Genomic DNA, 18,133 nt, shown 5'->3' on the forward strand with positions numbered 1-18,133 from the left:
GCGCCCCGTTCGCCCTGCCTATGAAACTCGCCCCCGCCCAACTCGCCAAGCACCTGCAAGGCAGCCTTGCGCCCGTCTACATCGTCAGCGGTGATGACCCGCTGCTGTGCCAGGAGGCCGCGGACGCGATTCGCACCGCCGCCCGCCAACAGGGCTTCGATGAACGCCAGGTGTTCAGCGCCGACGCCAGTTTCGACTGGGGTACGCTGCTGCAAGCCGGGGCAAGCATGTCGCTGTTCGCCGAGAAACGCCTGCTGGAACTGCGCCTGCCTTCGGGCAAGCCCGGCGACAAAGGCGCGGCGGCGTTGATGGAGTACTGCGCACGTCCTGCCGAAGACACGCTGCTGCTGATCAGCCTGCCCAAGCTCGATGGCAGCGCGCAGAAGACCAAGTGGGGCAAGGCACTGGTGGAAGGGGCACAGACCCAGTTCATCCAGATCTGGCCGGTGGACAGCAATCAACTGCCACAGTGGATTCGTCAGCGTCTGTCCCAATCCGGACTCACCGCCAGCCATGACGCGGTAGAGCTGATTGCGGCGCGGGTGGAAGGCAACCTGCTGGCGGCGGCCCAGGAAATCGAAAAGCTCAAGCTGATGGCTGAAGGCGGCCAGATCACGGTTGAAACCGTACAAGGCGCCGTGGCTGACAGCGCGCGCTTTGACGTATTTGGCCTGGTGGATGCGATCCTGAACGGCGAACCCGCCCACGCCCTGCGTATGCTCGAAGGGCTGCGGGGCGAAGGCGTGGAGCCGCCGGTCATACTCTGGGCCCTGGCTCGGGAACTGCGCCTGCTGGCCAACATTGCCTTGCAATACAGCCAGGGTATCCCGCTTGACAAGGCCTTCAGCCAGGCCCGGCCACCGGTTTGGGACAAGCGCAAGCCGCTGATCAGCAAAGCCCTGCAACGGCACTCGGCACAACGCTGGGCGCAATTGCTGCTGGAAGCCCAGCGCATTGACGCGCAGATCAAGGGCCAGGCCGCGGGTTCGCCCTGGATGAGCCTGAGTCGTTTGTCACTTTTGATGTCAGGACAGCGCCTGGCGTTGCCTGCTGAATAGTCCTACGTATCACTGGGCTGGACAGAATCCAAACTTCGGCCGATGATTCGCACCGCATCATCAACCCGCCAAAGAGTACCCATCATGAGCAAAAAGCCATCCAAGCATGGCCCCAACAAGGCCAAATCCATCATCGCCCAGCCGTTGTTCCGCAGTCGCCAGGAACGAGCCGGCAAAGGCAAAGGCAGCTACCGCCGCGAAGCCTTCCAGTCTAATAGCTGGGAGGCTTCTTACTTTCTGGCTGCCTGAAGGCAAGCGCCCCTCCGGCATGATAAGGTCTGTACCTGATTCGTATTCCCTGGACCCGTGCATGCCCTCTAGTCTTTCCCGTCGTTGGCACCTTCGCCAACTGATCGCTGCCTCCAGCCTCATTCTATTAGTCGCCTGCGCAGAAAAACCTACCGCCGCCGATGCCCAACCCCTGCCCCCGCTCCAGACTGCACCGGTAGCTGCGCCTGCCGTCGTTGCGCCACTGGCGGTGGACAATCTTGATATCCAGCCGACCCAGACCTTTGCCGAATGGCAGGCGGGGTTTCGCGTGGAAGCCCTGAAGGCCGGTATCACGCCTCAGGTGTTCGACACCGCTTTCGCCAACGTCGTACCCGACCTGGCAGTGATTCGCGCCGACCGCAGCCAGCCGGAGTTCTCCCGCCCGGTGTGGGAATACCTCGATGGCGCACTGTCGCCGCTACGGGTGCGCAACGGCCAGTCGCTGCTGGTGAAATACGCCGACATTTTGCAACGCATTGAGGAACGTTATGGCGTTGACCGCCAGGCGCTGGTCTCGGTGTGGGGCATGGAGAGCAACTTCGGCCAGTTCCAGGGCAACAACTCGGTGATCCGCTCCCTGGCGACCCTGGCCTATGAGGGCCGTCGCCCCGCGTTCGCCCAGGCACAACTGCTGGCGGCGCTGCAAATCATCCAGCATGGCGATATCGCCGCCGACCAGATGAAAGGCTCCTGGGCCGGGGCCATGGGCCAGACCCAGTTCATCCCGACCACTTACAACACCCACGCTGTGGACTTCGACGGTGATGGTCGCCGCGATATCTGGAACAGCCCCGCCGACGCCCTGGCTTCCACCGCGCACTACCTGCAAAGCTCCGGCTGGCAGAAGGGCCAGCCGTGGGGCTTCGAGGTGCAGCAACTGCCGTTGAACTTCGACTACGCCCTGGCCGACGGCAGCGTGCGCAAGACCGTTGGCGAATGGTTGAAACTGGGGATCCAGGTGCCACCGGGCGCCAGCGTCCCGGCCAACGTGGACCAGCTTTCCGCAGCCCTGCTGCTGCCGGCCGGCTATCGTGGCCCGGCGTTCCTGGTGCTGGATAACTTCCGCGCGATCCTCAAGTACAACAACTCGTCGTCCTATGCATTGGCCGTTGGCTTGTTGTCGGAACGGTTCGGCGGTGGCGGCGTGATTCGTGGGAGTTGGCCGAAGGACGAGCTGCCATTGACTCGCTCGCAGCGGATGGATTTGCAGACAGTGCTCAGTGCCAATGGTTACGATGCCGGCAACCCGGACGGCATCATCGGCGCCAATACCCGCAAGGCGATTCGTGCAGCGCAACAGTCCCTGGGCTGGCCGGCGGATGGGTATCCGACGGTGAAGTTGCTGGAGTCGTTGCAGAGCCGCTAGATCGTTGTATGGCGACTATCGCCATCGCAGGCAAGCCAGCTCCCACAGTTGACCACGTCGTTCATGATGTACGTGGTCAACTGTGGGAGCTGGCTTGCCTGCGATGAGGCCTTGCGAAGCAACTGAAGGCTCAGGCCTTAAACACCACATCCTGCTCCAACACCAACCGCTTCTCCCCCGCATCCAACCGCACCCTCGCGCCCATCGGCAACGTGAGGTTCGGGTTGCAGTGCCCGCTGCGCCAGCCAGACAGCACAGGAATGCACAACGGTTCGAAGGTCTGCTTCAGCAGGCGCTCAAGCGCAATGCTATCAACCCCGGCCACATCCCCCACTACAACCCCCGCCACCTGGGCGAGCTTGCCCGCCAGGCGCAAATGGGTCAGCAACCGGTCAATGCGGTACAGCGGCTCGTTCACATCCTCGATAAACAAAATGATGCCCTCGGCATCAATCTCGTAATCCGTGCCCATTACCGCGGCGATCATCGATAGATTGCCACCCAGCAGCCGCCCGCAGGCGATGCCAGGCTCGACGGTGGTCAATGGGTAGGCCACAGGGTGAGTCAGCTGGCTACCGGCCTTCACCTGCCCGCGCAGCATACTGAACAGCGATGACTCGGTAGGCTGTTGCTTTTCACCTAACAAGTCAGCGTTGTACATCGGCCCGTGAAAGGTGACGAAGCCGGCGTAACGGTTGATCGCCAGGTGCAACGCGGTGATATCGCTGTAGCCTACAAATGGCTTGGGGTTGGCCCGCAGCAGGTCAAAGTCCAGGCGGTCCAGCAGGCGTGGGGTGCCGTAGCCGCCCCGCAGGCAAAAAATCGCGTCGATGGACGGGTCGGCGAACGCCGCGTGCAGGTCGTTCAGGCGTACATCATCACTGCCGGCCAGGTAGCCATCACGCTGTCCCACACCGGGGAAAATCCGCAGTGTGTAGCCCCGGGCGCGCATCCATTGCGTGGCCTTGTCGATATCCAGCTCGGCCGGCCCGGCAGGGGCAATCAGCCCGATCACGCCTTCGGCGCGCAGCGCAGGTACCGCACAAGTGGTTAATTGAGTCGTCATCCATGGTTCTCCTCGTGTGGATTGCCCAAGGCACTCTAAACAGCAATGGTTGCAAACAGAAGAGGATGACTTAACCGCAACATGTAGGAGCGAGCTTGCTCGCGAAGGTCGTAAACGATAACGCGCGCATCCTGGATGCGCGCGGTGCTCTTGAGTTCTTCGCGAGCAAGCTCGCTCCTACAGTGAGGGCGAGGCTTACGAGACCAGGCTGGCCTTGACCAGTTTCGCCTGCTCGTCGGCGTGGTACGAGGAACGTACCAGCGGGCCGGAAGCGACGTTCTTGAAGCCCATCTTGTAGCCTTCTTCGGCAAACCAGGCGAACACGTCCGGGTGCACGAAGCGCTGTACCGGCAAGTGACTGCGGGACGGCTGCAGGTACTGGCCGAGGGTCAGCATGTCGATGTCGTGTTCGCGCATGCGCTTCATGACTTCGATCACTTCTTCGTCGGTTTCGCCCAGGCCCAGCATCAGGCCGGATTTGGTCGGAATGTGCGGCATCATCTGCTTGAATTTCTGCAGCAGGGTCAGCGACCACTGGTAGTCGGAACCCGGGCGCGCAGCCTTGTACAGGCGCGGCACGGTTTCCAGGTTGTGGTTGAACACATCCGGCGGCTCGGCGGCGGTGATTTCCAGCGCGACGTCCATGCGGCCACGGTAGTCCGGGACCAGAGTCTCGAGCATCACGTTCGGCGACAGCTTGCGGATCTCGCGGATGCAGTCGGCAAAATGCTGGGCACCGCCGTCACGCAGGTCATCGCGGTCTACGGAGGTGATCACGACGTACTTGAGTTTCAGGTCGGCAATGGCGATGGCCAGGCTTTCCGGCTCGTTGACGTCCAGTGGCTTCGGCCGGCCGTGGCCAACGTCGCAGAACGGGCAGCGACGGGTGCAGATGTCACCCATGATCATGAAGGTGGCGGTGCCGCCGGAGAAGCATTCGCCCAGGTTCGGGCAGGACGCTTCTTCGCAAACGCTGTGCAGTTTGTGTTTGCGCAGCAGGGCCTTGATACGGTCGACTTCCGGCGAAACCGGGATGCGCACGCGGATCCAGTCAGGCTTTTTCGGCAGTTCGGTGGTCGGAATGATCTTCACCGGGATGCGTGCAACCTTCTCGGCGCCGCGCAGCTTCACGCCGGCTTCTACCTTGGCACGCGGGGCCGGACGCTCGGTGATATCCAGCGTCGGGATCATGGTTTGCACTGCATCAGTAGTCATAATCAGTCGATTCCGCCCGTTAGGGTCGTCTGCTCAGCATAGTCGAGGTGTTTGACGAGCTGCGCGCGCAGCCGGGCACTTACCTCGGCAAATTCTAGTGGTGTTGCGTGATCACTCAACTGGGTCATCGCCAAACCGGCGTAACCACAGGGATTGATCCGTCGAAACGGCGCCAGGTCCATGTCCACGTTCAAGGCCAGGCCATGAAAGGAACACCCGTGGCGAATCCGCAGGCCCAGGGAGGCGATTTTCGCGCCATCGACGTAAACCCCCGGTGCGTCCGGCTTGGCCACTGCGGTCACACCGTAGCTGGCCAGCAGCTCGATCAGGCATGACTCCATGCGGCTGACCAGCTCACGCACGCCAAAACCCAGCCTGCGCACGTCCAGCAACAGATAAGCCACCAATTGGCCTGGGCCATGGTAAGTCACCTGCCCGCCGCGGTCGACCTGCACCACCGGGATTTCTCCCGGCAGCAGCAAATGCTCGGCCTTGCCGGCCTGGCCCTGGGTGAAAACCGGCGGGTGCTCCACCAGCCAGATCTCATCCGGGGCTTGCGTGCCGCGCTCGTTGGTAAACCGTTGCATGGCGTGCCACACCGGTTCGTATGCCATTTGGCCGAGCTCGCGAAAGCCCAGGGTCTGTGACATCACAACACCATGTGCACGAAGCCGGTAGCCCGCAGTTCGCTGTTGATGTTGTAGAGCTGGTCCTGGTCAGTCGCCACGATGTGCAACTGAATGGTGGTGTACTTGCCGCTGGAGCTGGAACGCTCATCCACGCGCTCATCATTGATCGTCGCATGTTTCTTGACGATCTCAATGATCGTGTCCTTGCGACCCACGCCCGTGTCGCTGATTACCTTGATGGGGTAATCCTTCACCGGGAATTCGATCTTTGGCGCCTTTACTTCGGTATCGGTCATGGCGTAACGGCCTCGTAAGCGTAAGCCGTGGCGACGGGCATAACCCCGCGCCGGATCAGCGCAGGGTCATGCAGGTGCACACTATCAGTTGAACAAGCTGTAGAAGAATAGACGGATGCTATCCCACACGCGTCGGAAGATACCACCTTCGTCGACGGCGTCCAGAGCGATCAGGTCGGCGCTGTGCACCACCTTGTCGTCCAGCTTCACTTCGACCTTGCCGATGACATCGCCCTTGGCGATCGGTGCGACCAGTTGCGGGTTCATGGTCATGCTGGCAGCGAGCTTCTTGAGCTGGCCTTTAGGCATGGTCAGGGTCAGGTCTTCAGCCAGGCCGGCCTTGACTTGATGGGTCGCGCCTTTCCATACAGGGGCTTGAGCCAGCTCGGTGCCCTTCTGGTAGAAAGTCTGGGTTTCGAAGAAACGGAAGCCATAAGTCAGCAGCTTCTGCGTCTCGGCCGCACGGGCCTGCTCGCTGTTGGTACCGAATACCACGGCAATCAGGCGCTGCCCGTCACGCACAGCAGACGACACCATGCAGTAGCCGGCTTCGTCGGTGTGACCGGTTTTCAGGCCATCGACGGTCTTGTCACGCCACAGCAACAGGTTGCGGTTAGGCTGCTTGATGTTGTTCCAGAAGAACTCTTTCTGGGAGTAGATCGCGTAGTGCACCGGGTCGACACGAATGATCGCGCGAGCCAGCAGCGCCATGTCATGGGCCGAAGAGTAGTGCTCAGGGTTCGGCAGGCCGGTCGGGTTCATGAAGTGGCTGTTGGTCATGCCCAGATCGCCGGCTGTCTTGTTCATCATGTCGGCGAACGCATCTTCGCTGCCGGCGATGTGCTCGGACAGGGCCACGCTGGCGTCGTTACCGGACTGGATGATGATGCCGTGCAGCAGGTCGCTGACAGTCACCTGCGAGCCGACCTTGATGAACATCCGCGAACCGCCGGTGCGCCAGGCGTTTTCGCTGACGGTCACCGGATCGTTTTCACCGATCTGGCCGCGACGGATTTCCAGGGTCGCGATGTAGGCCGTCATCAGCTTGGTCAGGCTGGCTGGGGGCAGGCGCTGGTCACCGTTGTTCTCCACCAGCACGTTGCCGCTGGCGGCGTCCATGAGGACCCAGGCCTTGGCAGCCAGTTGCGGGGAAGCCGGCACCATTTCAACCGCCCAGGCGGCCGGGGTGATGATCAGCGAAAGAAGCAGGCACGTGCGTTTGGCTAAGGTGGTGATGTTCATCCGTCTCTCGAAATTGCTTATGGAAACTTGCCCTCGCGGGCAAAACTATTCAGACAGCCCGTCGCCAGACTGTCGCGTGTTCGGTTGTACGCCCACCCCTTGCCCCTGGGTTTTTATTGTTCAACGAGCCAACAACCAGGGCTCAAACCCGCATGCGAGCCTGAACCATCAATCCTTTGTCTTGCTTATTCGGCGGTGACCACGCTGGGTTGCCCCAGGTTGGCCAGGCGCACGCTGTTCTGCACTTGCGCAACTTCGCTCGGCGAGCCGATCGGGCCCATCCGCACACGGTGCAGGGTCTGCTGGTTACGCACAATAGAGCTGATAAATACCGGCGCGCTGACCATCCCGCTGAGCTTGGACCTTAACAGCTCTGCTGCATCCGGGTTGGCGAAAGCGCCGACTTGCAGGTACTGCCCGCCCACTGTCGAAGCCCCAGGCGCTGCATGGGGTACGACGACCGTGTCCGGGGCGTGCTGCGCCGGTGGCGGTGTCCACTGCTCGATCTTGCCGGCCGACGCGGTGACTTGCGGTTGCGGGGTTTGCGGCTCGTTGAGCATCAACGGTGCCGGCTTGCCACGCTGGGCCCAGTACTGCGCCGGGTCGATCCCTTCTACCTTCACGCGCGCGGTGCCGGTCTCGGCATAACCGAGTTTCTTGGCGGCCGCGTAGGACAGGTCGATGATCCGGTCCGAATAGAATGGCCCGCGGTCGTTGACCCGCAGGATTACCGTGCGGTTGTTGTCCAGGTTGGTCACGCGAACGTAGCTGGGCAACGGCAGGGTCTTGTGGGCTGCGCTCATGCCGTACAGGTCATACACTTCGCCGTTGGCGGTGTTCTGGCCATGGAACTTGGTGCCGTACCAGGACGCCGTGCCCGTTTGCACGTAGGTTTTGGAGTCTTGCAGCGGGAAGTAGTTTTTGCCCAGCACGGTATAGGGGTTGGCCTTGTAAGGACCGGTGTGCAGGGTCGGCGTGGCATCCGGGATTTTCGAAACATCCACGTCCCACCACGGCGCGCCGTCTTTGTGGGCGCGGTTGATGTCCAGGCCCGGCTGGGAACGGATCGCGGTACCACCGGACTTTTGTGCCGGACCGCGACTGGTGGAGCAACTGACAACCAGCAAGGACAACGCGGCGAACGCCACCAGCTTGAGCGGTTTATTGAACGGCGATGCCCGCATTACTTGTTGCCCCGTGCTTGGACCAGCATGTCTGACAGCTGATGCACGGCCATGGCGTACATCACACTGCGGTTATAACGCGTGATTGCGTAGAAATTCTTCAGGCCCATCCAGTATTCCGGGCCGTTCTCGCCTTCAAGGCGGAACGCCGTCACCGGCATATCATCGCGTGGCGCATTCTGACTCGACCAGCCCAGCGCCCGCAACTCCCCGACCGTCTTGACGGGTTCGATACCCTGGGTCAGGCCTTCGTCGGCACGGTCACCGGTCACCTCGGCACGAATCACCACCGGTTCGCCGCCCACCCAGCCGTGACGCTTGAAATAGCTGGCAACGCTGCCGATGGCATCATCGGGGTTGCTCCAGATATTGATATGGCCGTCGCCGTCAAAATCCACGGCATACGCGCGAAAGCTGCTCGGCATGAACTGCGGCAGGCCCATGGCCCCGGCGTAGGAGCCCTTGAGGGTCAACGGGTCGACCTGTTCTTCACGGGCCAACAACAGGAACTCGCGCAGTTCCTTGCGGAAAAATTCGGCGCGCGGCGGGTAATCGAAGCCCAGGGTCGACAAGGCGTCGATCACCCGGTAGCTGCCGGTGTTGCGGCCGTAGAAAGTTTCGATGCCGATGATTGCCACAATCACCTGGGCCGGTACGCCGTACTCCTGCTCGGCGCGGGCCAGCACGGCCTCGTGCTGGCGCCAGAAGTCCACGCCACGCGCCACGCGGGCGTCGGTCAGGAACATCGGGCGATATTCCTTCCACTGCTTCACGCGTTCGGCGGGCCGGGAAATGGCGTCGAGGATCGCCTGCTTGCGCTGGGCCTCGCGGAACACGCCCATCAGCTGTTCACCGGCGAAACCATAGTCACGGGTCATCTCACCGACGAACTCGGCAACCTGGGGCGAACCGTCGTAGTCGCCGGCCTGCGCTTCCTGCACAGCGGCTCCCAGCAGGCCCAGCAGGCCCATCCAGGACACGTGCCGAGCAGCCCAGCCGCGCATTACTTGCATTGACATCTTCACCTTATTCAAACCTGTGCGATCCACTTACGATGGGTATGGATCGACATCAAAACCCCAAACGCTGACAGCAATGTCACCAGCGAAGTTCCGCCGTAGCTAATGAACGGCAACGGCACCCCAACCACCGGCAACAGGCCACTGACCATACCGATGTTGACGAAAACGTAAACAAAAAACGTCATTGTTAGGCTGCCGGCAAGCAATTTGCCGAACAGCGTCTGCGCCTGGGCAGTAATCACCAGGCCGCGACCGATCAGCAGCAAGTAAATCAGCAACAGTGCGCAGATGCCTACCAGGCCGAACTCCTCGCCCATCACCGCGATAATAAAGTCGGTGTGGCTTTCCGGCAAAAAGTCCAGGTGCGACTGGGTGCCCAGCAGCCAGCCCTTGCCGAATACGCCGCCGGAACCGATGGCCGCCTTCGACTGGATGATGTTCCAGCCGGTGCCCAGCGGGTCGCTCTCGGGGTCGAGGAACGTGAGGATTCGCTGCTTCTGATAGTCGTGCATGAAAAAGAACCACATGGCCACGGCCACCGGCACCGCTGCAGCCAGCACGCTGAGGATCCAGCGCCAGCGCAGGCCGCCCATGAACAGCACGAACGCGCCGCCCGCGAGGATCAGCAGCGAGGTACCGAGGTCGGGCTGGCGCACGATCAGGATAAACGGCACGCCAATCAATATCAGGCTGATGCCCACGTGCTTGAGCTGGGGCGGCAGTGTGCGTTTTGACAGGTACCAGGCGATGGTCGCCGGCATCAAAATCTTCATGAATTCCGACGGTTGGAAGCGAATCACCCCCGGGATATTGATCCAGCGAGTGGCGCCCATGGCGTTGTGGCCCATCACGTCCACGACCACCAGCAGCAACACGCCGGCGACGTAACCCAGCGGCACCCATCGCGCCATGAAGCGCGGCTCCAGCTGGGCAATCACCACCATCGACAACAGGCCCAGGCCAAACGAGGACGCCTGCTTGATCAGCAGGTCCCAGTTCTTGCCACTGGCCGAATACAGGACGAACAGGCTGCCCGCCGCCAGGGTCAGCAGCAGGATCAGCAACGGCCCATCAATGTGCATACGCTGCAGCAAGGTGGCGCGTCGGCGCATCACATCCTCACTGGAAAGGATGCGATCAAAATTACTCTTCACTGGCCGTAACCTCGGTGCTTGAAGGGGGGCCGCCATATTCGGGCTTGAGCCTGCCGTCGTCGGCCAACAGCCAGGCGTCCATCACCTGGCGCACCACGGGCGCGGCCACGCCGGAGCCGGACTCGCCGTTTTCGACCATCACCGCCACGACGATTTTCGGGTTGTCGGCCGGGGCAAAGCCGACGAACAAGGCGTGGTCACGGTGACGTTCCTGAACTTTGGAGCGGTCGTATTTCTCGCCCTGCTTGATCGCGACCACCTGGGCCGTACCGCTCTTGCCGGCAATCCGGTACTGCGCGCCCACTGCCGCTTTACGCGCTGTACCCCGGGCGCCGTGCATCACTTGCTGCATGCCGTGGTTAACCTTGGTCCAGTCGGACGGGTCGCGCAGCACAATGTCGGGAATCGGGTTTTCATCCAGCGGGCGTTCGCCCTCGATGGTCTTGGCCAGGTGCGGACGGTTCCACACACCTTTGTTGGCCACCAGCGCAGTGGCCTGGGCCAGTTGCAGCGGCGTGGCCTGCATATAACCCTGGCCGATCCCCAGGATCAGGGTTTCGCCCGGGAACCAGGCCTGGCGGCGGGTCGCACGCTTCCATTCACGGGAAGGCATCAGGCCCGGAGATTCTTCGAACATGTCCAGGGAGACTTTCTGACCGAGGCCGAACTTGCCCATGTAGGCCGACAGCCGATCAATCCCCAGCTTGTGGGCCAGGTCATAGAAGTAGGTGTCATTGGAACGCATGATCGCCGTGTCCAGGTCCACATAGCCGTCGCCGGTGCGGTTCCAGTTACGGTATTTGTGATCGTAGTTGGGCAGCATGTAGTAACCGGGGTCAAACACGCGGCTCGACGCCGTGACCACACCGGAATCCAGGCCGGCAATCGCCACCGCTGGCTTGATGGTCGAGCCCGGCGGATACAGGCCGCGTAGCACGCGGTTGAACAACGGCCGGTCAATGGAATCACGCAACTCGGCATAGGCCTTGAAGCTGATCCCGGTGACAAACAGGTTCGGGTCAAAACTTGGCTGGCTGACCATCGCCAGCACTTCGCCAGTGCTTGGGTCCAGCGCTACCACGGCACCCCGGCGACCGCCCAGGGCCATCTCCGCCGCTTCCTGCAACTTGATGTCCAGGCTCAGCACGATGTCCTTGCCGGGCACCGGGTCGGTGCGCTTGAGCACCCGCAATACACGGCCACGGGCGTTGGTCTCGACTTCCTCGTAACCCACCTGCCCGTGCAGTTCCGGCTCGTAGAAACGCTCGATGCCGGTCTTGCCGATATGGTGGGTGCCGCTGTAGTTGACCGGGTCGAGGGTCTTCAGCTCTTTCTCGTTGATCCGGCCCATGTAGCCCACCGAATGCGCGAAGTGCGCCCCTTGCGGGTAGTGACGCACCAGCTGCGCCACCACTTCCACACCCGGCAGCCGGAACTGGTTCACCGCGATCCGGGCGATCTGCTCTTCGGTCAGCTCGAACAGGATCGGCACCGGCTCGAATGGCCGGCGCCCCTGCTTCATGCGTTTTTCGAAGATCACCCGGTCTTCCGGCGTCAGCTGCAGCACTTCGACGATTACGTCGAGGATTTGCTGCCAGTCGCCGGAGCGTTCGCGGGTCATGCTCAGGCTGAAGCTGGGCCGGTTATCCGCTACCACCACGCCATTGCGGTCGAAAATCAGCCCACGGGTCGGCGGAATCGGCTGCACGTGCACCCGGTTGTTTTCCGACAGCGTGGAGTGATAGTCGTACTGGATCACCTGCAGGAAATACAGGCGGGAAATCAACACGCCCAGCAGTACCACCACCAAAATCGCGCCGAACACCACCCGCGCGCGTACAAGACGTGCGTCTTTCTCGTGGTCCTTGATGCGGATCGGCTGGGTCATCAGGCAGGGCGCAGATTATTTGTGGTAAGGGTGCCCGGACAGAACTGTCCAGGCGCGATACAGCTGTTCACCGATCAGGATTCTTACCAACGGGTGCGGCAGTGTCAGGGGCGACAGCGACCAGCGCTGGTCCGCCCGCGCGCACACTTCCGGCGCCAGCCCTTCGGGGCCGCCGACCATGAAGTTGACCGTGCGCGAATCCAGGCGCCAGCGATCCAGTTCCACCGCCAACTGCTCGGTGCTCCAGGGCTTGCCGTGCACTTCGAGGGTCACGATCCGCTCGTTGGGCCCGACCTTGGCCAACATGGCTTCGCCTTCCTGACGGATGAAGCGGGCCACGTCGGCATTCTTGCCCCGGGTGTTGAGCGGTATTTCCACCAATTCAAGCGCCAATTCGGATGGCAGGCGCTTGGCATATTCATGCCAGCCTTCTTCCACCCACTTGGGCATGCGTGAACCGACAGCGATCAGACGCAGGCGCACAGCCGTTCCTTATTCCTGGTCTTTATTGAGCTTGTCGAAGTGCGCGTGGCCAACTTCAGGGCTGTGGTGCTTGCCATCAGCGGCACGGCTCTGCTCGGCGCCTTTCCACAGACGCTCCAGGTCGTAGAACTGACGGGCGTTGCTGGTCATCATGTGAACGATCACGTCGTCCATGTCCAACAGAACCCAGTCGCTGTCGCCCTTGCCTTCTTCACCCAATGGCTTGACGCCCTGGGCTTTGACCGCTTCGCGAACCTTGTCCAGCATCGCGCCGATCTGGCGGTTGGAGGTACCGGTGGCGATGATCATGAAGTCGGTGATGCTCTGCTTGTCGCGCACGTCCAGGACCTGGATGTCCTGGGCCTTCACGTCTTCCAGGGCAGCCACGGCAACCTTGACCAGCTCTTCGCCAGCCAGCTCAGGGCCGGTGTGGGCTTCTACTGGCAGAGGAGCGCTCTTGAACGTGCCTTTGCGCTTAACTTTGCTTACGTCTTTGTTCGTCATATAAAACTCGTTTTGCTCGTATGTTCGGGCGCTCGCTGCACGACTGTTCGTGCGTTCAAGCGCGCCTTTTCAGTTCGACGCACGGTAAAGCCCGTGCGCATCGATGTAGGCCAGGACCGCGTCAGGCACCAGGAAACGTACCGACTTCCCGCTGGCCAGCAGTTGACGGATCTGGGTGGCAGACACCGCAAGCGGGGTTTGCCAGACGAATGCAATATTCCCGCTCGGCCCGGTCAGGGCCAAAGGGTCACTTACCGACCGCGCTGCCAGCAGGTTGCGCAAGGCATCCGGCGATTCTGCGTCGGCATCCGGGCGTTGCAGCACCAGGATGTGGCAATGCTGGAGCAACTCTTCCCAGCGGTGCCAAGTGGGCAGGCCGCAAAACGCGTCCCAGCCCAAAAGTAGAAATAACTGGTCATCCGCGGCCAACTCGGCCCGCATCAGTTCCAGGGTGTCGACAGTGTAGGACGGTTTGTCGCGTTTGAGTTCGCGGTCGTCCACCACCAGCGGTGCAATGCCGTCCACAGCGAGGCGGACCATCTCCAGGCGCTGCTGCGCAGACACCTGCGGCGTGTCGCGATGGGGCGGCCGGGCATTCGGCACCAGGCGCAGCTCATCCAGCCCGAGGGCGTCCGCGACTTCCAGGGCGCTGCGCAAATGGCCGATGTGCACGGGGTCGAAGGTACCGCCGAGCAGCCCGATGCGTTTACCCATCAAGTGCGCACATGACCGTCACCGAAGACCACGTACTTCTCGCTGGTCAGCCCTTCCAGGCCAACCGGGCCGCGTGCGTGGAGCTTGTCGGTGGAGATACCGATCTCCGCCCCCAGGCCATACTCGAAGCCATCGGCAAAGCGCGTCGAGGCGTTGACCATTACCGAAGCGGAATCCACTTCGTTGAGGAAACGCCGGGCATCGCTGAAATGCTCGGTGACAATGGCGTCGGTGTGCTTGGAGCCGTATTTATTGATGTGGTCGATGGCCTGGTCCAGGTCGTCGACAATGCGGATCGAAAGGATCGGCGCCGTGTACTCGGTGTACCAATCCTGCTCGGTGGCTTCGATCACGTCGCTGCCGAGGATCGCCCGGGTACGTTCGCAACCGCGCAGCTCGACGCCCTTGTCGCGGTAGATGGCAGCCAGCGGCGGCAGCACGCGCTCGGCAATGCCGGCGTGCACCAGCAGGGTTTCCATGGTGTTGCACGGGGCGTAGCGATGAGTCTTGGCGTTGTCGGCAATGCGGATCGCCTTGTCGAGGTCGGCGGCGACGTCGATGAACACGTGGCAGACGCCATCCAGGTGCTTGATAACTGGCACCTTGGCATCGCGGCTCACGCGCTCGATCAGGCTCTTGCCGCCGCGCGGCACGATCACGTCGACGAACTCCGGCATGGTGATCAGCGCGCCAACGGCGGCGCGGTCGGTGGTTTCCACCACTTGCACCACTTCGGCCGGCAGTTCGGCCACGGCCAGGCCCTGCTGAATGCACGCGGCAATGGCGCGGTTGGAATTAATCGCCTCGGAACCGCCCCGCAGGATGGTAGCGTTGCCGGACTTGAGGCACAGGCTCGCGGCGTCGATGGTCACGTTTGGACGCGACTCATAGATGATGCCGATCACGCCCAGGGGCACGCGCATCTTGCCGACTTGAATGCCCGACGGCAGGTAGCGCATATCGCGGATTTCACCGATGGGGTCAGGCAGCTTGGCCACCTGACGCAAACCTTCGATCATGTCGTCGATACGGGCCGGCGTCAGCGCCAGGCGATCCAGCAACGCCGGCTCCAGGCCATTGGCCCGGCCGTTGGCCAAATCCTGTTCGTTGGCCGCGCTGAGCTCGGAGCGCGAAGCATCCAGAGCGTCGGCGGCCGCCAGCAAGGCGCGGTTCTTCTGCGCGGTGCTCGCACGGGCGATCAACCGCGAGGCCTGACGGGCAGCGCGACCCAGGCGGGTCATGTAGTCAAGAACGGACTCAGTCATGGTCTGGTGGGGTCTTGGCAAAGAGGAAAGCGGCAGATTATAGCTGTGACGCCGTCCTACGGACAGCGGTGAGGGGCGGATGGTCGAAATGAACTGTAAAAACCTGACGTTCAGCGGGAATTAAGGCTGGAGTTGTTATCATCCTGTCACATTTAGCCCTGTCACCTTTGATCGCCATGTCCAGTTTTGCTCCGCTGATCCCCGCCAACGCCCTGCCCGACGGCTTTTTCGACCGTGACGCGCAATTGCTCGCGCGGGAATTGCTCGGAAAAGTCATTCGCCATCGCGTCGGCGATTTGTGGCTGTCAGCGCGAATTATTGAAACCGAAGCCTATTACCTCGCCGAAAAAGGCAGCCACGCGTCGCTGGGCTACACAGAAAAGCGTAAGGCTTTGTTTCTGGACGGCGGCCACATCTATATGTACTACGCCCGCGGCGGTGACTCGCTGAACTTCAGCGCTCACGGCCCGGGAAATGCGGTGCTGATCAAGTCGGGCGTATAATACCTGTAAGATCGGATCTTACAGGCGGCAGCAGATGGCACGTTTAATCTCATACCTTCGAATGTCTACAAGCGAGCAGTTGAAAGGCTTTTCGCTTGAACGTCAGCGAAAACTGATCGCTGATTTTGCCTCAAGAAATGGGCTTTCGCTCGATGAAAGTCATTCAATTGAAGACATTGGACGTTCGTCGTTCTCCGACGATGCCGAGCAAAAGCAACTTGCCCGGTTCTTCACCGATCTAGAAGCCGGAAAATTCTCTCCAGGTGATGTGTTCGCACTCGAAAACATCGACCGTCTAACCCGTCGCGGCCCGATTGACGCACTTTTAAAGGTCAATACGATCCTGTCGAAAGGCTTGAAATTAGCCATCATTAGCGACAAAGAACAAAAAATCCTTGCCGAAATTGATGTTTTTTCAATCATCACTTTGTCAATTGACGCTTCAAGAGCCAACAAAGAAAGCCAAGCAAAATCAGATAAAGGTCTAGAAAACTGGGCTTTTAAAAGAGAGCTTGCCGCCAGTCATGGCGTTGCAATGACCGCACAGGCCCCGGCGTGGCTTGATACAGAATCATTTTTTGTAATGGACGAAAGCAAAGGTAAACAGATTAAACGCCGTCGCTACGTTCTCAATCCTGATAAAGCTGAAACCGTCCGCCTAATCTTTGATCTCTATCAAAATGGGAATGGTTCGCTGAAAATCAAAAACATCTTGAATGAGCGAAATATTCCGACTTTCAAAGGTGCGGAATACTGGGAACCTTCAATCATTTCAAAAATGTTGAGAAACCCGGCAACCTTCGGATTTTATCAACCCCAAAAACAAGGCACCGGGAAACGTGATCTAGTTCCCGCTGGTGAACCCATTGAAGGCTATTTTCCGGCGATTGTAAGCCGTGAAACCTTTGAGCAATGCCAACGCATCACCGCCGCTAATACGACCCGCAAAGGTCGCAAGGGGAAGCTATTCACCAACCTTTTTACCGGATTGTTGAAATGTTCGATTTGTGGTGGCCCCGTCCACTTATTAAATTCCGGCATTGATAAACGTGCAAAGGTTCCTAAATCTACAAATTATCTTGTATGTAAAAAAGCTAAATTTACAAAAGAATGTTTATTGACCCGTTGGCGTTATGACGATTTTGAGGCTGTTATGTTGAAAACTATTCAAGAAATCAACCTTGCGGACGTTCTAAACGAAAATAACCCACTTGAACAACTAATCAAAAAAATCCGGGCGATTGAAACCAAGATCGAGAAAAATCAAAAGCTTCTTGAAAACTTTCAAAAATCATTTATTGAAACTGGCGATCTTCCCGCTTTCATGATTGAAACCGCTAAGAACGCAGAAAATGACAATAAAGCCTTGGTAATTGAACGCACTGAGCTACACGCTCAAATCTCACAATTAAACGTCTATAACACCAACGTAGATAACGCCATCGAAGAACTTAAAGACAATGGCACTTATGAAACCCGTGCAAAAATTAATCTTGTGCTACATGAGATTATAAACAGCATGCACATTCATTTTTTTAACACCACTGTAAAAATTGAATTTAAAAATGGAATAACCCGGCAAATGATGAAAGATGTGGGGGTACATGATTACAATATGGATGAAATGACTAAAACCATGTATGCAGCCGCCAAAGAATACACACCCCAATAATCTAGCCATCAAACGTTTAACATGCTTTCTGAATATGGTCTAAAAATCAAACGGTATAAAATGGCTGTCCAAATTTGGATGGCTATTTTTTTTGGCAGTCTTAAAATTGGCAGTCCACATTTTTATATAGTTGGCAGTCCACTAATTTGACAGCACTATAATATATGATAATTTATTATTAAAGGTTTCTTACTTTGCAAGCAAGGCCCTTGGACTGCCACTGACTTCGTCGTGTCTGTCCACCCTTCGGGACGGGCCGCTTGGTTTTCGCACTTCGTTTGAAAACTAAAATCAAGATCAAAGGCAAAAGCAAAGTCAAAAGCCCGTTGCTGTAATACCTTCGGATATTACAGAAAGTCAAAAGAAAGCCCCCTTTAATGCCTTCGGACATTAAAGAAAAATCAAAAACCAACCATGAGGACTTATGAGTAAATATGACAAATTTAGAACTTGCGTTAAATGCTGCCAACTTAAAGCAGTAAAAAATAGTCGTGCATATATAGAGGCTTGGCTATGCGAAGACTGTTATGCAGCCTTGGCAAAGAAGAAGAACGACGGGTATTCGTCGAGCTATAAAAATAAACCATAAACATGAGGAAAAT

The 18,133-nt window shown here is 59.2% G+C and carries 17 protein-coding genes and 1 pseudogene; 5 read left to right on the forward strand and 13 right to left on the reverse strand.

Annotated elements, in window-relative coordinates:
- Window positions 1-20 precede the first annotated feature (20 nt).
- The 3 genes from holA to M2400_RS11725 all read left to right on the forward strand — a co-directional run bounded on the left by holA (window position 21) and on the right by M2400_RS11725 (window position 2,694).
- Window positions 21-1,058, forward strand: a complete 1,038-nt coding sequence (holA, locus tag M2400_RS11715) for a DNA polymerase III subunit delta (RefSeq protein ID WP_177043308.1) — start codon at window positions 21-23, stop codon at window positions 1,056-1,058.
- An 84-nt stretch (window positions 1,059-1,142) separates the two neighbouring features.
- Entirely contained in the window at window positions 1,143-1,307 is a 165-nt protein-coding gene (gene arfA / locus M2400_RS11720; RefSeq protein ID WP_003176285.1) for an alternative ribosome rescue factor ArfA, read from the forward strand.
- Window positions 1,308-1,368: 61 nt separating this feature from the next.
- Window positions 1,369-2,694, forward strand: coding sequence for a lytic murein transglycosylase (locus M2400_RS11725; protein ID WP_177078028.1), 1,326 nt, complete (start codon window positions 1,369-1,371; stop codon window positions 2,692-2,694).
- A gap of 130 nt (window positions 2,695-2,824) precedes the next feature.
- Here M2400_RS11725 and M2400_RS11730 read toward each other — a convergent pair whose 3' ends face one another.
- The 13 genes from M2400_RS11730 to M2400_RS11790 all read right to left on the reverse strand — a co-directional run bounded on the left by M2400_RS11730 (window position 2,825) and on the right by M2400_RS11790 (window position 15,356).
- Window positions 2,825-3,760 (reverse strand): LD-carboxypeptidase, encoded by a 936-nt coding sequence (locus M2400_RS11730; RefSeq protein WP_259196737.1) that lies wholly within the window; start codon window positions 3,758-3,760, stop codon window positions 2,825-2,827.
- A gap of 195 nt (window positions 3,761-3,955) precedes the next feature.
- The gene (gene lipA / locus M2400_RS11735; protein WP_371132027.1) at window positions 3,956-4,975 is read right to left on the reverse strand and encodes a lipoyl synthase; all 1,020 of its coding nucleotides are present in this window, start codon (window positions 4,973-4,975) and stop codon (window positions 3,956-3,958) included.
- Between the two features lie 2 nt (window positions 4,976-4,977).
- Window positions 4,978-5,625 (reverse strand): lipoyl(octanoyl) transferase LipB, encoded by a 648-nt coding sequence (gene lipB / locus M2400_RS11740; RefSeq protein ID WP_177043305.1) that lies wholly within the window; start codon window positions 5,623-5,625, stop codon window positions 4,978-4,980.
- A complete protein-coding gene (locus M2400_RS11745) occupies window positions 5,625-5,900 on the reverse strand; it encodes a DUF493 domain-containing protein (protein WP_177043304.1) in 276 nt (91 codons plus the stop codon). Before M2400_RS11745 ends, lipB begins: the two co-directional genes overlap by 1 nt.
- Window positions 5,901-5,984: 84 nt before the next feature.
- Window positions 5,985-7,142 carry a D-alanyl-D-alanine carboxypeptidase family protein gene (locus M2400_RS11750; protein ID WP_064454280.1) on the reverse strand — a complete coding sequence of 386 codons (1,158 nt, stop codon included), beginning with the start codon at window positions 7,140-7,142 and terminating at the stop codon, window positions 5,985-5,987.
- Window positions 7,143-7,327: 185 nt separating this feature from the next.
- A complete protein-coding gene (locus M2400_RS11755; RefSeq protein ID WP_177043302.1) occupies window positions 7,328-8,326 on the reverse strand; it encodes a septal ring lytic transglycosylase RlpA family protein in 999 nt (332 codons plus the stop codon).
- Complete coding sequence (gene mltB / locus M2400_RS11760) at window positions 8,326-9,339, reverse strand: lytic murein transglycosylase B (protein WP_177043511.1); 1,014 nt, start codon at window positions 9,337-9,339, stop codon at window positions 8,326-8,328. The genes M2400_RS11755 and mltB overlap by 1 nt, the downstream gene beginning before the upstream one ends.
- Before the next feature lie 17 nt (window positions 9,340-9,356).
- A complete protein-coding gene (gene rodA / locus M2400_RS11765; RefSeq protein WP_050442794.1) occupies window positions 9,357-10,460 on the reverse strand; it encodes a rod shape-determining protein RodA in 1,104 nt (367 codons plus the stop codon).
- Between the two features lie 31 nt (window positions 10,461-10,491).
- A complete protein-coding gene (mrdA, locus tag M2400_RS11770) occupies window positions 10,492-12,390 on the reverse strand; it encodes a penicillin-binding protein 2 (protein ID WP_259196733.1) in 1,899 nt (632 codons plus the stop codon).
- 15 nt (window positions 12,391-12,405) lie between these two features.
- Window positions 12,406-12,873: a 23S rRNA (pseudouridine(1915)-N(3))-methyltransferase RlmH gene (gene rlmH / locus M2400_RS11775; RefSeq protein WP_003185785.1), complete on the reverse strand. Its 468-nt coding sequence runs from the start codon at window positions 12,871-12,873 to the stop codon at window positions 12,406-12,408.
- Window positions 12,874-12,882: 9 nt separating this feature from the next.
- A complete protein-coding gene (gene rsfS / locus M2400_RS11780; RefSeq protein ID WP_003215432.1) occupies window positions 12,883-13,377 on the reverse strand; it encodes a ribosome silencing factor in 495 nt (164 codons plus the stop codon).
- A 69-nt stretch (window positions 13,378-13,446) separates the two neighbouring features.
- Window positions 13,447-14,091, reverse strand: a complete 645-nt coding sequence (gene nadD, locus M2400_RS11785) for a nicotinate-nucleotide adenylyltransferase (protein WP_177043301.1) — start codon at window positions 14,089-14,091, stop codon at window positions 13,447-13,449.
- Window positions 14,091-15,356, reverse strand: coding sequence for a glutamate-5-semialdehyde dehydrogenase (locus tag M2400_RS11790; protein ID WP_259196730.1), 1,266 nt, complete (start codon window positions 15,354-15,356; stop codon window positions 14,091-14,093). Before M2400_RS11790 ends, nadD begins: the two co-directional genes overlap by 1 nt.
- Window positions 15,357-15,532: 176 nt before the next feature.
- On the opposite strand from M2400_RS11790, the pseudogene M2400_RS11795 reads away from it, so the two are divergent.
- Together M2400_RS11795 and M2400_RS11800 are read left to right on the forward strand one after the other, a co-directional pair.
- Window positions 15,533-15,853: pseudogene (locus M2400_RS11795) on the forward strand (DNA-3-methyladenine glycosylase); the annotation flags it as partial.
- Window positions 15,854-15,893: 40 nt separating this feature from the next.
- On the forward strand, window positions 15,894-17,531 hold the full coding sequence (locus tag M2400_RS11800) for a recombinase family protein (protein ID WP_259196729.1): 1,638 nt from the start codon (window positions 15,894-15,896) through the stop codon (window positions 17,529-17,531).
- Window positions 17,532-18,133: the final 602 nt, after the last annotated feature.

The sequence above is a fragment of the Pseudomonas sp. BIGb0558 genome (genome assembly GCF_024807515.1).
Lineage (GTDB): Bacteria > Pseudomonadota > Gammaproteobacteria > Pseudomonadales > Pseudomonadaceae > Aquipseudomonas > Aquipseudomonas yamanorum_A.